This is a genomic window from Dysosmobacter segnis (assembly GCF_014297285.1).
Lineage (GTDB): Bacteria > Bacillota > Clostridia > Oscillospirales > Oscillospiraceae > Oscillibacter > Oscillibacter segnis.
In genome coordinates this window covers 55,454-69,486 of record NZ_JACOQI010000007.1, presented here as the reverse complement: position 1 = coordinate 69,486, position 14,033 = coordinate 55,454, and the positions used below count along the sequence as shown (strand labels likewise).

The 14,033-nt window shown below is 57.7% G+C and carries 12 protein-coding genes; 2 read left to right on the top strand and 10 right to left on the bottom strand.

The window, feature by feature from the left end; genetic code table 11:
* Nucleotides 1-29 precede the first annotated feature (29 nt).
* On the bottom strand, nt 30-1,088 hold the full coding sequence (gene mnmA, locus H8Z83_RS08775; protein WP_187014663.1) for a tRNA 2-thiouridine(34) synthase MnmA: 1,059 nt from the start codon (nt 1,086-1,088) through the stop codon (nt 30-32).
* Between the two features lie 338 nt (nt 1,089-1,426).
* Nucleotides 1,427-2,233 (bottom strand): sensor histidine kinase, encoded by an 807-nt coding sequence (locus H8Z83_RS08770; protein WP_187014662.1) that lies wholly within the window; start codon nt 2,231-2,233, stop codon nt 1,427-1,429.
* Between the two features lie 320 nt (nt 2,234-2,553).
* On the opposite strand from H8Z83_RS08770, the gene gap reads away from it, so the two are divergent.
* Nucleotides 2,554-3,576, top strand: coding sequence for a type I glyceraldehyde-3-phosphate dehydrogenase (gene gap, locus H8Z83_RS08765; protein WP_187014661.1), 1,023 nt, complete (start codon nt 2,554-2,556; stop codon nt 3,574-3,576).
* Nucleotides 3,577-3,875: 299 nt separating this feature from the next.
* Here the strand turns inward: gap and hpf are convergent, their stop codons facing one another.
* The 7 genes from hpf to arcA form a co-directional block, all read right to left on the bottom strand.
* Entirely contained in the window at nt 3,876-4,421 is a 546-nt protein-coding gene (gene hpf / locus H8Z83_RS08760; RefSeq protein ID WP_187014660.1) for a ribosome hibernation-promoting factor, HPF/YfiA family, read from the bottom strand.
* A gap of 344 nt (nt 4,422-4,765) precedes the next feature.
* On the bottom strand, nt 4,766-5,173 hold the full coding sequence (locus tag H8Z83_RS08755) for a Fur family transcriptional regulator (RefSeq protein ID WP_366464004.1): 408 nt from the start codon (nt 5,171-5,173) through the stop codon (nt 4,766-4,768).
* Between the two features lie 132 nt (nt 5,174-5,305).
* Nucleotides 5,306-6,562, bottom strand: coding sequence for an acetyl-CoA C-acetyltransferase (locus H8Z83_RS08750; protein WP_187014659.1), 1,257 nt, complete (start codon nt 6,560-6,562; stop codon nt 5,306-5,308).
* Between the two features lie 246 nt (nt 6,563-6,808).
* Nucleotides 6,809-7,753 (bottom strand): peptidylprolyl isomerase, encoded by a 945-nt coding sequence (locus tag H8Z83_RS08745; RefSeq protein WP_187014658.1) that lies wholly within the window; start codon nt 7,751-7,753, stop codon nt 6,809-6,811.
* A gap of 97 nt (nt 7,754-7,850) precedes the next feature.
* Nucleotides 7,851-9,239, bottom strand: a complete 1,389-nt coding sequence (locus H8Z83_RS08740; protein ID WP_187014657.1) for a YfcC family protein — start codon at nt 9,237-9,239, stop codon at nt 7,851-7,853.
* Nucleotides 9,240-9,266: 27 nt separating this feature from the next.
* Entirely contained in the window at nt 9,267-10,265 is a 999-nt protein-coding gene (gene argF, locus H8Z83_RS08735) for an ornithine carbamoyltransferase (RefSeq protein WP_187014656.1), read from the bottom strand.
* Nucleotides 10,266-11,168: 903 nt separating this feature from the next.
* Nucleotides 11,169-12,392, bottom strand: coding sequence for an arginine deiminase (arcA, locus tag H8Z83_RS08730; RefSeq protein WP_187014655.1), 1,224 nt, complete (start codon nt 12,390-12,392; stop codon nt 11,169-11,171).
* A 119-nt stretch (nt 12,393-12,511) separates the two neighbouring features.
* Between arcA and H8Z83_RS08725 the strand changes: the two genes are divergently transcribed.
* A complete protein-coding gene (locus tag H8Z83_RS08725) occupies nt 12,512-13,150 on the top strand; it encodes a thiamine diphosphokinase (protein WP_187014654.1) in 639 nt (212 codons plus the stop codon).
* A 90-nt stretch (nt 13,151-13,240) separates the two neighbouring features.
* Here the strand turns inward: H8Z83_RS08725 and H8Z83_RS08720 are convergent, their stop codons facing one another.
* The gene (locus H8Z83_RS08720; protein WP_187014653.1) at nt 13,241-13,852 is read right to left on the bottom strand and encodes a rubrerythrin family protein; all 612 of its coding nucleotides are present in this window, start codon (nt 13,850-13,852) and stop codon (nt 13,241-13,243) included.
* Nucleotides 13,853-14,033: the final 181 nt, after the last annotated feature.

The window sequence follows — 14,033 nt, the reverse complement described above, 5'->3', positions numbered from 1 at the left end:
CCCGGAGAAACGGAAAGCATGATGGAAACTCATTCCAGAATCACGCCGTCGCCCACCACGGCGTCTCCGTCATAGAGGACAACGAACTGTCCCGGCGTCACCGCCCGCTGGGGCTCCCGGAACCGCAGGCGTACCTGCCCGCCGGACAGCGGCTCCGCCACGGCCTCCGCTTCCCGCTGGGAATAGCGGGTCTTGACGGTGACGGTCATAGGGGCGGTCAAAGCGGGAATGGAGATCCAGTTCCAGTCCCCGGCAATCAGCTCTGATGTGAACAGGTCCTCATTGTGACCCAGATAGACGGCATGGTCCGCCGGGTCCTTCCGCAGGACGTACAGCGGCGGCTCGATGGCAAGACCCAGTCCCTTGTGCTGCCCCTTGGTGTAGCGGATGAACCCCTTGTGCTGGCCTAAGACGCGGCCCTCCCGGTCTACAAACGGTCCGGTGGGGGACTCGTGTCCCACGCAGCGGGTAATGAAGCTCACATAGTCCCCGTCCGGCACGAAGCAGATGTCCTGACTGTCCCGTTTTTGGGCGTTGATCAGGCCGTGAGCCTCCGCCAAGGCCCGCACCGCCGGTTTTTCCAGATCGCCCAAGGGGAACAGCGTCCGGGAAAGCTGCTCCTGCGTCAAACGGCAGAGAAAGTAGCTCTGATCCTTGGAGCGGTCCGCCCCCCGGCAGAGCAGGTGACGGCCGGTAGCAGGATCCTGTCGAATTTTGGCGTAGTGGCCGGTGGCCAGATAGTCCGCCCCCAGTTTTCGGGCGGCGTCCCACATGGCGCCGAACTTGATCCGCCGGTTGCAGAATACGCAGGGATTCGGCGTGCGGCCCGCCTCGTATTCCCGGATGAAATAGTCGATGACCGTTGCCCGGAATTCCGGGGAGAGGTCCATATCGTAGAAGGGAAGCCCCAGCAGGGATGCCACGGCCCGGGCGTCGGAGCCGTCATCCGGAAGGCGGTCTGCCGGTAAAGGCAGACCGCTTAACAGGGACAGATGCAGGCCGCTGACGGCGTATCCCTGCGCTTGCAGCAAGACCGCGGCGGCAGAGCTGTCCACCCCGCCGCTCATTCCCAAAAATACCTGTGCCATAGAAGCCTCCTATGCGTCAATGCACATTCCAGATCGTATTATGTCGAATAGATATGCCAAATGGTATTAAAAGAGCTATCGTGTAGAAAAAGAAAAGCGGCTTTGCGCCGCTTTTCTGAGGTTACGATAAAACGGTAAGATTTTCGTTACGGTAAGGAAGAGTGTGCGCGGGAAACCCAAGAGGGGTGTCCTGCGCCATTGAAATCAAACATTTTCAGAACTTTACAAAAGTTCTGAAAATAAGGTCAGCGGGGCGAAAAGAATTTTTCGGCACGCTGAAGCGGCTTTGCGCCGCTTTTCTGAGGTTACGATAAAACGGTAAGATTTTCGTTCGCCTACTATTCCAGATTCCGCACGGCAAACGCATCGGAGGGAAGCGCATCCGCCAGTCCCAGCAGCGGACGGCTGAAGCCGCCATTGTAGACGGAGGGGATGTCGGAAAGCTGGCTGCCCAACTGCCGGTCCGGCAGAGTGACCATAAAGCGGCTGCCCTTGCCGGGGGCGGACTCCACGGTGATGCTCCCACCGTGCTTTTCCGCGATGGCCCGGCACAGAGGAAGGCCCAGACCCAAGCCATAGGGCGCAGGAGTGGGATGGCCCGGCTGGAAACAGCCGTCGAACAGATGGGCCATCCGCTCCGGCGGGATGCCGCAGCCGGTGTCACTGACGGTCAGCCGCAAAGTTTCACCGCTTTTTTTCAGTTCCACCGTGACGGTGCCGCCGGCAGGTGTAAATTTCAGCGCGTTGGAAAGCAGGTGATAAAGCATCTGCTCCACGGCGGCAGGATGAATGGCGCAGACCCGCCGATCCATGGCGCAGACAAATTTCAACTGAATCCCCAACTGTTCTGCCAGATCCGCAGAGGACTCGCAGACCTCAGAGACCAGCTTTACCAGATCGGCGTCCCGCAGAGACAGCGTTTGGCTGTCTGACAGATACTCTGCGGCGGACATACTGTTGACCAGCCGCAGCAGCCGGAAAAAACTTTGCTCCAAAATGGCGGCCTTGGCGTCCAAGGCTGGGTCCTGCTCCCGCTGCTCCGGAGGAATGACCTGAGAAGCCGCCAGGTACAGATTGCTGAGCAGGCTGCGCATCTGGTTGGCAATGTTCGGCAGCAGAGCTGCCTCGGTCTCGTGCTGCTCCATAACAGTGCCTCACTTTCTGTTTTGCATCAAAACTATCATAAGCCGCAGAGTGAAAATTACACCAGGAAAACATTTCCCAATGCGGGATGGTATCAATCAGCATATCAAAAATTCAGGAAGAAAACAAGAATTTTGTCGGAAATTTGAAATAATTTAACTTTTCACAAGTAAACGATGTGGTAAACGATGTGCTATGCAAAGGGGCTAAGAGCCGTTGGAAAAGGCAGATTTAATTTTACAGATCGTCCATTTCGCCTTTTAGAAAATGTGCCTATAATGAAAGCAACAAATCAACGCCCAAAGGGCAGGAGGGATCTGTTATGGCGATCAAGGTAGGCATTAACGGCTTCGGCCGCATTGGCCGCGTAGCTCTGCGGATCATGGTGGAGCGTGGCAGCAGCAGTTATCAGATCTGCGGCATCAACCTGCGGAATGCGGATCTGGATTACATGGTCTATCAGGTGAAATACGACTCCGTGTTCCGTACTTTCCGGGATACGGTGGAGCACGATGACCGGCACCTGATCATCAACGGCAAGAAGATCCGGGTCTACAGCGAGAGCGATGCTTCCCAGATCCCCTGGGATGACTGCGGTGCGGAGTATATCATCGAATCCACCGGCGTGTTCAACACCGTGGAAAAGGCCAGCGCCCATCTGCAAAACGGCGCGAAAAAGGTCATCATCTCAGCCCCTTCCAAGGATGACATCATGCCCACCTTCGTCATGGGCGTCAACCATCTGAAGTACACCCCGGATATGAACGTGGTGTCCAACGCCTCCTGCACCACCAACTGTCTGGCCCCCATGACCAAGGTCATCAACGATACCTTCGGTATCCGGCAGGCCCTTATGTCCACCATCCACTCCGCCACCGCCAAGCAGAAGGCCGTGGACTCCCGTGCAGGCCGGGACTGGCGGACGGGCCGCAGCGTGCTGGGCAACATTATCCCCTCCAGCACCGGTGCTGCCAAGGCTGTTGGTCAGGTGATCCCGGAACTGAAGGGCAAAATGACCGGCATGAGCTTCCGTGTGCCCACCAACGATGTGTCTGTGGTGGACCTCACCGCCCGGCTCATCCATCCCGCCAGCTACCACGATGTGTGCGTGGCCATGCGGAACGCGGCCAAGAACAGCATGAAGGGCATCATCACCTGCACCACGGATCAGGTGGTCTCATCCGACCTGACGGGCTTTTCCGAGACCTGCATCTTTGACGAGACTGCCGGTATCATGCTGGATGACGATTTTGTGAAGCTCATCGCATGGTATGACAACGAATGGGGCTACACCAGCAAGCTGCTGGACCTCATGGCCCATATGTATGAGGTGGAGCACCAGTAAGGTTATTCTATGAAGCGGGACTGAATTCCGTGTCCGCTGTGTTTCAAAACGGCTCACAGGCATCTTGTAAACATGAAAAACAGGGCGCCTTTTGGCGCCCTGTTTGAGGCTGTTGGCAGGATGGTAAACATTCCGCAACGGTGAGGAAGAGTGTGTGCAGGAAACCCAAGAAGAGTGTTCTGCGCATTTGAAATCCTAAGTTTTCAGAACTTTATAAAAGTTCTGAAAACTTGTTCAGCGGGGCGAAAAGACTTTTTCGGCACGCTGAAACAGGGCGCCAGAGGCGCCCTGTTTGTATTTTATTCTTCCTCGTCGGTGACGATCAGACCGTAGCCGCCGTTCTTGCGGTGGTAGACAATGGAGATACTGTCATCATCGCTGTTGCGGAACACATAGAAATCGTGATCCAGCAGGTTCATCTGCAAAATAGCCTCTTCCGGACTCATGGGCTTCACGGAGAAGCGCTTGGTCCGGACGATGTGGAACTCCGATTCCTCCGCCACGGAGAAGTCATCCATGGGAACGGCGGGGAAGGCATCGGACCGCAGGCGCTTGGCCAGCCGGGTCTTGTTTTTCAGAATCTGCCGCTCAATATAGCTGACGGCGGCGTCAATGGCACCGCGCATATCCCCATCCGGTTCTGTGGTCTGCGCCCGGAGGAGAGTGGAACCATCCCGGATGGTGATCTCCACGGTGCACAGCTTGTCTTTTTCCACAGTAAATGTCACGAAGGCGGACGCATCTTCCCGGTGGAAATACTTTTCCAGCTTTTCCACGCGCTTTTCGGCGTAATCCTTAATGGAGTCATTCAGGGGAACTTTCTTGCATGCGTAAGTATACTTCATAATGCTCGCTCCTTTCGTGGAAGAGGGATGGGGCCCTCTCTATGGTCAAATCATATCACATTCCTCTGCGTTTTACCAGATGCAAATGTATAAAATTCACAAAAAATTTTAAAGCGACGAAAGGGGGCAGCATTCGACAAAAGCTCCCATTTACAATAGAGTCAGTTCGTGCTACCATAATCGAGGAAGCTTTCCAATATCCCACCCGTTTGGGCCGCCCCTTGGGGCGGCTCTTTTTTATGCACTGCCAGCGAACTGGCCTGTATCCCGAATAGCGGCGTCCAACGAAAAAGCGGGTCACGGAAAGTACTCCGTGACCCGGTGGATTTTAGCGAGTAGAGAAATTATTGCACAGAGCCCGTTTCGGAACGCTGGCAGTCAGGGCAAACGCCCTCTACCACCATGTGGTGACACAGGACACGGTAGCCGGTTTCCTGTTCCAGCGTTTCGTCATAGGCGCGGTCATAGGTGTAGGGAACATCCACCACGCTGTCACAGACCAGACAGTGCATATGATAGTGAGGATCGGTCCGGAGGTCAAAGCGGTCGCTGTTGGACATGACTACCCGATAGATCTCCCGGTTGTCGCACAGCAGGTTCAGATTTCGATAGACGGTTCCGCGGCTGACATGGGCATCCTGCTCCCGGACGCTCTGGTAGATCTGCTCCGCAGTGGGATGATCCCGGCGGCCCCGGACCACGTCCAGCACCAACTGCCGCTGACGGGTGTTGCGCTGCTGCTTCAAGCTCACTCACCTCTTCCTTGTAGTAATGATTCCTAATTATAACAAAGGAATGGAGATCATGCAAGAGAAAGGAGGCGGAGCAGCGCAAAAAAACCGAGGCCGCTTTGCGCGGCCCCGGTTTGGGATACAGAATGTAGCTTAGACCTTCTCCACCACGACAGCAGTACCCATGCCGCCGCCGATGCAGAGGGTAGCCAGACCCTTCTTAGCGTCCTCACGCTTCATCATCTCGTGGATCAGGGTGACGATGATACGAGCGCCGGAAGCACCAACGGGATGGCCCAGAGCGATGGCGCCGCCGTTGACGTTGACCTTGCTCATGTCAAAGTGCAGCTCGCGGGCCACAGCGATGGACTGAGCAGCGAAAGCCTCGTTAGCCTCGACCAGATCGATGTCCTCGATGGACACGCCAGCCTTAGCCATAGCAGCGCGGGAAGCCACAACGGGGCCGACACCCATGATCTTGGGATCAACACCGCCCTGGCCCCAGCCGATCAGCTTGACCATGGGCTTCAGGCCGTACTTCTCAACAGCCTCGCCGGAGGCCAGCACGATGGCGGCAGCACCGTCATTGATACCGGAGGCGTTGGCGGCGGTCACGCGGGGCGTGCCCTTATCCTCGGCGTCCTGAATGCCGGTGGGCTCAAAGGTGTTCACAACCTGAGGATTGGGGGACTCGGGGCCCACGGGGAAAGCGCCGCGCAGCTTGGCGATGCTGTCAGCGGTGACACCCTCCTTGGGATACTCGTCACGCTTGAACTCCACGATCTCCTTCTTGACCTTCACGGGGACGGGAACGATCTCGTCATCGAAACGGCCGGAGTCGCGGGCAGCGCAGGCCTTCTGCTGAGAAGCTGCGGCGAACTCATCCTGCTCGCGGCGGGTGATGCCCCAGATATCATTGATGTTCTCAGCGGTGGTGCCCATGTGATAGTTGTTGAAAGCGTCCCACAGGCCGTCCTTGATCATCTCGTCGACAACCTTCTTGTCGCTCATACGGGCGCCCCAGCGCTCGTCGGGCAGGGTGTAAGGAGCAGCGCTCATGTTCTCGGTGCCGCCGCAGACCACGATGTCGGAGTCACCGGCCAGGATGGAACGGGCGCCCTCGATGACAGACTTCATGCCGGAGCCGCAGACCATGCCCACGGTGTAAGCGGGAACGGAATAGGGGATGCCAGCCTTCACAGAGACCTGACGGGCGGGGTTCTGGCCCTGGCCGGCAGTGAGGATGCAGCCGAACATCAGCTCGTCCACGTTCTCGGGAGCGACGTTAGCGCGCTTCAGGGCTTCCTTGACAACGATAGCGCCCATGTCCACGGCGGGGGTGTTCTTCAGAGAGCCACCAAAGGAGCCGATAGCGGTACGGCAGCAATTTACGACATAAAGTTCTTTCATGTTGATCCTCCGTTTTGTGTTTTTTTAGACGGAAAAGTCCGTCAGGATTATAGTAACAGGGGCAGAGATGCTTGTTAATTTTTTGGCAAACGCACTCGTTTTCCACCTCTGCAAATGAAATTATAGGCGCTTTTGAGGCCCCCGTCAACGATAATCTTGTATTTCACGAATTTTTGTTAAATCTTTGACAAAACTGTTGTGACTTTCGTCTAAATTGACGAAAATTTAACAATGTAAAAAATGACCTCAGCCGGAGGCCTGCTTCAGTGCGGTCCAGAAGGCGGCGGGACGCAGGGTTTCATAGGCGGAAGAGACCTGAATCTCGCTGGCATCAGCGGCACTTTGCAGCAGGCTGTCGAAGTAGGCTTCCCGCAGAGCGTCCCGGTCCGCAGGCAGACGCCGGAGGATGACGAAACCGTTTTCGGTCTCGATAATGCCGGAAAACTGTCCCGGTTCCAGAGCGGCCGCCGCATCCTGAAGGGAGGGCGTCCAATCCGTTTCTTCCAATAATGCGCCTCCGGTCTCTGCCAGCAGCGTATCATAGGCGGCTGCCGGATCCGCGGCGGCGTTCAGATGCGCGAACAGCTCCGCTGCCTTTTGCCGGGCGGCTTCCCGGTCAGAGCCGAAAGGGATCAGGAGCCGTTCTGCCGTCAGCGGAGCAGTTTGCTGTTCAAAAAGGGTCAGCTCGCTTTCCGTGGGGGCCAAGGCACTGCCGGGGGTCTCGTAGAGGGCGTATAATTTGGCATATTGCACACCGGCCTCCGTCAGATGCCGCTCCTGCTCCGGCGTCAGATAGGCGTAGTGCCGTTCCGGAAGTGCGTTCCGCTCAACGTCCGTCAGCGTGCAGCCGTATGCCGCCGCCCAGGTCTCCACGGCGGTGTACAGGGCTGTGTCCGCCAACGCATCGGCTTTTACCAGATCCCCCAGTGTGCCGCCGTCAGAGAGAGGAGCGGTCCAGTCCACTGATTCCCCGGCAGCTTCGCAGCGTTCCTCCATCTGGCGGCAGTCCAGTGCCAGCCAATAGAGGTATTCCCACGCGGGGATGTTCTGCCCGTCGATCACCAACAGGGTCTCCGATTCGTTTAAGTCCGCAGCCTGTCCTAAAAGGAGAGCGGCGGGTCTCGGTTCTCTGCCGCAGGCGGTGAGCAGCAAGGCCAGCGGCAGGACCAAGGCAAAAAAACATTTCTTCATAGCGACGCCTCCTGTGTTTGTCCATTTCCATATCTATGCGGCGGCGTACGGCGCTATGCGAAAAAACCGCCGCGCCCCGGAGGGCACGGCGGTCCGATCAGGACAGCGCGGCTGCAAGCACCAGCAATAGGCCGGTCAGCAGCAGGAAAAGCAGTATCAGCTTCCACACGAATTTCAGCCATTTTTCGTAGGGGATGCGGCCCAGCGCCAGCGCGCCCATCACCACGGCGGCGGTAGGCGTCACCAGATTCACAAGACCGCAGGCGGACTGGAAGGCCGTCACCACCACGTCACCGCCCACCCCGGCGAACTGTCCCAGCGGAGCCACCACCGGCACGGACAGTGTGGCCAGACCGGAGGAGGACGGAATCAGCACGGACAACGGCAGGTAGATCAAAAAGACCAGCAACACGAAGGAGGTGGAGCCAAGGCCGGAGAGGGCCGTCTCTCCCCAGTGAAGAATGGTGTCGGTGATATGGCCGTCATTCATCAGTACGGTGATGCCCCGGCTGATGCCGATGATGAAGGCTACGCCCAAAAGATCCGTACAGCCGGAGACGAAGGTCTCCGCCAACTCCACCTCGCTGAGCCGGTCCATCAGCCCCACCACGATGCCCGCCACTAAAAACAGAGCGGACAGCTCCGGGAACCACCAGCCCAAGACCGGCAGGGGCAGGCCCATTTCATCAAAGGGAATAACGCCGTAGATCATGGTGAGGAAGGTGGCGGCAAAAATAAGGAGGATGGCGGCGTGACGCCGGGTGAGAGGCTGGACGCGGCCCACGTCTGCGTGAAGCCTGCCTGCGCCGATGCCCACCACGGAGCGGCTTGGGTCCCGCTTTATCCGGGCGGCGTAGGCGGAGACATACCAGATGGCGGCACCCTCAAAGATCACGAACTGAATGAGCCGCCAGAGAAGGCCCTCTCCCAGAGAGACCCCGGCGAAGCCTGCGGCGATGCCGGTGGCGAAGGGATTCACCGTGGAGGCGATGACGCCGGCCCCGGCCCCCAGCAGGATCACCGCCACGCCCACCACCGCGTCATAGCCCGCCGCCAGAAAAATAGGCAGCAGCAGAGGGAAGAAGGCCATGGTCTCCTCCCACATGCCGTAGGTGGTGCCGCCCAGACCGAAAAACAGCATTAAAATAGTAATGAGCAGGTTTTCCCGGCCTTGCAGCCGGGAAATCACGTTGCTGACTCCGGCGTCGATGGCCCCGGTCTTCATCACAACGCCCAGAAAACCGCCCACCATCAGGATGAACACGCAGACATCCACTGCGTCATAAAAGCCTCGGAAGGCGGCCTTCAGTGCCGCACCGATGCCCTGCGGCGCGGGGGCGACGGCGTGATAGCTGCCGGAGATGGGGATACCATCGGCGTAGTCATAACTGCCCGCCGGGATGAACCATGTGGACAGTGCCACCAGAAGAATCAGGCAGAACAGGATCGTATACGCGGTGGGCATCTGGAATTTGCGTTGCTCCATGGGAACACTTCCTCCTTGCGGACTGACTTATGCGCCGATGGTAGCCACCATCACGGCCTTGATGGAGTGCATCCGGTTCTCCGCCTCGTCGAAAACCACGCTGTGACGGGAGCGGAACACCTCGTCGGTGACCTCCCGGATGTCCACGCCCTTGGCCTGCCATTCCTTCGCCATTTTCGTTTCAAAATCGTGGAAGGAGGGGAGACAGTGGAGATACAGCACGTCGGGATTCTCCGTGGCCTTCAGGGTGTCCATCGTCACCCGGAAGGGGGACAGCAGCCCTACCCGCTCCGGGATCTGGGCTTCCTCACCCATGGAAGCCCACACATCACCATAGATCACGTCAGCGCCCTTTAAGTCTTCTGCGTGGTCAGTGATCTCGATGAGGCCGCCGTTTTTCCGGGCCTCGGCAAAGGTGGACTGCACCACCTCCTGATCCATCTGCTTGGCCAGCTCCTCCGGCCCCATGGCTACAAAGTGCATTCCCAACTTGGCTGCGCCCATCATCCACGCATAGCACATGTTGTTCCGCACATCGCCGGGGAACACCACCTTGATCTTGTTTAAAGGCTTTTTGCAGTGCTCCTCAATGGTCATCAGATCCGCTAAGATCTGGGTGGGATGGTCGGCGTCCGTCAGGCCGTTCCACACCGGCACACCGGACCACTTGGCAAGATCCTCCACCACGGACTGCTCGTAGCCCCGGTACTCGATGCCGTCAAAGAACCGGCCCAGCACCTTGGCGCTGTCCTCCAGAGATTCCTTTTTGCCCATCTGGGAAGAACCGGCGTCCAGATAGGTGACATGGGCGCCCTCCTGGGTGGCCGCTACCTCAAAGGAACAGCGGGTGCGAGTGGAGGTCTTTTCAAACAGCAGGACAATGTGCTTGCCCTGCATGGTGGGGGCGCAGACGCCTGCCCGCCGCTTGGCCTTCAGGTCGTGGCCCAGATCCAGCAGGTAGCGAAGCTCCTCCGGGGTAAAATCGGCCAGCGAGAGAAAGCTGCGGCCCTTTAAATTGACTGCCATGATGATCGCTCCTTTTGATTTACTATAAACTGATTTAGAAATTGTGAGGGCACGGCGCCGCTTTGCGGCGCAGGGGAGCATGGTGATACCATGCGGAATTGAAGACCCAAATGGGCTTTGCCCATTGGAATGTTTCTTACATTCTCTTTGCTCCGCAAAGGGACGCGGCGAACCGCCGCAGGGACGCACCCCCCATTTTCTTTTTGAGACATCAAAAAGAAAATGCGCCGTGCACGGTGGAAAAGAAAAAATGTCAGGGATGAGTTGACACATTTGTGTCAACTCACCCATACGAAGGAGCGGCCGGTACGAACTGCCGACAAAAATCAGAAGTCTTCTGCCGGCTGCGCTGAAAGTACCCAAATGACCTGAGTGCGTCCCCGCATTTGCGGGCATGGCATTCGTTGGGTCGCAAAGAGGACACCCTCTGCTCCTCTCCCCGCTGCCGCTCCCCCTCATCCTCAGAGGGGTTTCCAAAGGGGAAAGCACCAAAGCGCCGCCGGGGGCGGATAAAGCGAGGTGCTTTCGAGGAAATGGCACGATTGGCGGCCCATCAGGGCCGGGAATCGTATAGCCATGACGGTGTTAGGGCCGCAGCCCGCCCCTTTGTGTCGTTTCAAGGGGGCGCGGGGGGAAATCGAAATCCCCCCGCGTTTCTCTTTAGGGGGCCGGGGGGATATTCTCTTTTCAAAAGAGAATATCCCCCTGGCTTCTCCGTACCGAAACGGTACAGTTCCGCCGGGAACCCCGGTAATCTTTTCGGCAAGACGAAAAGAAAATGGGGATTCAATCCGGTGCGGCATCGCCGCACATCTTCGCACCAATCTGGTGCGTTTGATATCTCAAAAGAAAAGTAGTGCATTCTGCGGTGGGAACCGCCCCCCCTGCGGGAGCAAGAACCCGCTAAGGGTCATCCCGGATCAGCGGCATACTCATGCACCGGGGGCCGCCCCGGCCCCGGCTCAGCTCGGCGCTGGGAATGGCGTGGATGCGGATGCCTGCTTCTTCCAAGGAGCGGTTGGTGACGTGGTTCCGGGTGTAGACCACCACCTCGCCGGGGGCAATGGCGAGGGTGTTGCTGCCGTCGCTCCACTGCTCCCGGGCTGCGTCGATGACGCTGCCCTGCCCGCAGGGAATCAGCGTCACCTGACTAAGCCCCAGGTGCTCCTTGAGAATATCCTCCAGCCGCCCGGTCTCCTGACGGATCTGCATCTGCTGGTTTTCACCCAGCTCCATGACGAACACGGTGATGTCGCTGAGAATGTTGGGATGGACGGTGAACTTGTCCCGGTCCACCATGGTGAACACGGTATCCAGATGCATGAAGGAGCGGCTCTTGGGAATGTTGAAGGCCAGAACTTTTTGGAAAGTCTTGCTTTGTGAGAGCACCGTCTGGGCCAGTTGGTCGATAGAATCCCCCTCCGTCCGCTGGGAGATGCCAACCGCCAACACCTGAGGGGACAGCACCAGAATATCGCCGCCCTCCAAAGAGGAAGATGCACTGCGGTCATACCAGCGAGGTGCGTTCTGGTACCAGGGGTTATGCTCAAAGATGAACCGGCCGAACAGGGTCTCCCGGTTTCGGGTAACGGTGTGCATTTTGTGAATGGATACGCCGGTGCCGATGGTGGCGAAGGGGTCGCGGGTGAAGTAGAGGTTGGGCATGGGATCTACGGCAAAGGGATAGCCCTCCTCAAGACCGGACAGGTGGTCGCTGAGACGGCCCCCCTGCTTTCGCAGGTCACTGCGGCGGATGCCCGCCATCATGGCAGACACCATGGCACGGTCATCCAGTTCGGAGAGATATTCTGCTACGGCCTTCCCTGCGGCCTCATCCGGCAGATCGGCCTCCTTTAAGAATTGTGTTACCAGTTCCTGCCGTACCTCCGGTGAAGTCAGAGAGTTGACCACCAGATCGATCAGGTAGACCACCTCCACCCCGGCGTCCCGGAGGCATTGGGCGAAGGCGTCATGCTCGGCTTGGGCCTCCTTCAGATAGGGAATATCGTCAAATAACAGCCGTTCCAGATATTCCGGCATGAGGTTTTCCAGCTCCTGACCGGGCCGGTGCAGCAGAACCTTCCGCAGCCGCCCGATCTCGGAGGTATTATGGATGCCTGTTTCCATAGGCTCACTCCTTTTTCCAGTTGGTAGTGTTAGGATTTCAGGTTTTTGCGATTTTATCCGCAAAAAGATTGCGGCCCGGCAAAAAACGGGGTATGATAGCGAAAAAGGATGTGATAGATGTGAGACGCTGCGTGATCATCGGCGGTGCGGAGATCCGGACCTATGACCGGGTGCGGCAATATTTCCGGCCTGACGATTTTTTCATTTATTGTGACTGCGGCCTGCGACATCAGAAGGCGCTGGGAGCGGAGCCGGATCTGATCGTGGGGGACTTCGATTCCCATGAAAAGCCGGAGACTGACCGGGAGACTATCGTTCTGCCGGTGAAGAAGGATGATACGGACACGGTGTTTGCGGCCAAGGAGGCCATGCGCCGGGGGTTCGACGAATTTTTACTGGTAGGCGTTTCCGGCGGGCGTCTGGATCATACGCTGGTAAATGTCTACCTGTTGGTGATGCTGCGGGAACGGGGAAAACGGGCTCTGCTGGTGGATGACTATTCGGAGATGGAGCTGGTGGGGGCGGAGCCGGTGGAGATTCCGGAGCGGTTTCCCTTCTACTCTCTGGTGAATATCACCGGCACCGCCCGGGGCATCACGGAGACCGGCTGCAAGTTCCCGCTGGACAACGGGGAAATTCATTGCGGCTACCAGTACGGTACCAGCAATGAGGTGCTGCCGGGACAGACCGCTGTGGTCTCCGTGAAGGAGGGACTGCTGTTGCTCATCAAGGATTTCCCGGAGGTGCAGCGCGGCTGATCGTATTCACACCATATGTAAGAAAACAGGCTGAAAGCGTCGCTTTCAGCCTGTTTTGCTTGCCGCTCCCGATGCGGCATAGTTCTTAATTCATGTTTGCTTTACCACTGGAGACCAAGGGGCCAACTCCAACCGGATAAACCAGCCCTGACCGTGATTACAGACGGGGCACTGCTTCGGGGCCTCCAGACTGTTTTGGGTGTGGCCGCAGTTCAGACACATCCAGCCGGTCTCTATCTGCGAGACGAACAGAGCCCCACTTTCCAGCTGGTCTGCCAGCAGGCCGAAACGCTCGCCGTGGAGTTGTTCAATGGCGGCAATCTGCCGGAAGGAGGCGGCGGCCTCCGGGAAGCCCTCCTGGGTCGCGATGGCGGCGAAGGAGGGGTATACGGAACCATGCTCCTCGTGCTCGTTGTGCTGGGCGGCGCGCAGCAGCTCCAAAACACGGTTGGTGCCCTCAATGGGGTAAGCGCCGTAGATAGGCAGATTTTGACCGTTCAGGGCTTGCAGATGGTCCCAGAAAACCTTGGCGTGGGCCTGTTCCTGCTTGGCTGTGGCTTGGAAGATAAAGGCCATCGCCTGTAATTCCTGCTTTTGGCAGAGGTTGGCGGCAAAGTCATAGCGGTTCCGGGCCTGACTTTCTCCGGCAAAGGCGCGGAGAAGATTTTTGGCGGTCTCACTGTCCTGAAAGGGGATGGACATGGCGGTTCCTCCTTTATAAAAACGGATGTCCGCAGTATGTCCCAAAACGGAGCGAAGAATACAAATATATAAAAAAAGACCTGCCATTTGGCAGGACGGGTCTTTCTTCGATCATATTTCTTTTAATTGGTCTATCTTTGGAGACGGTTTATTCCGCGTGAGAGCAGATCATACCGCCCGC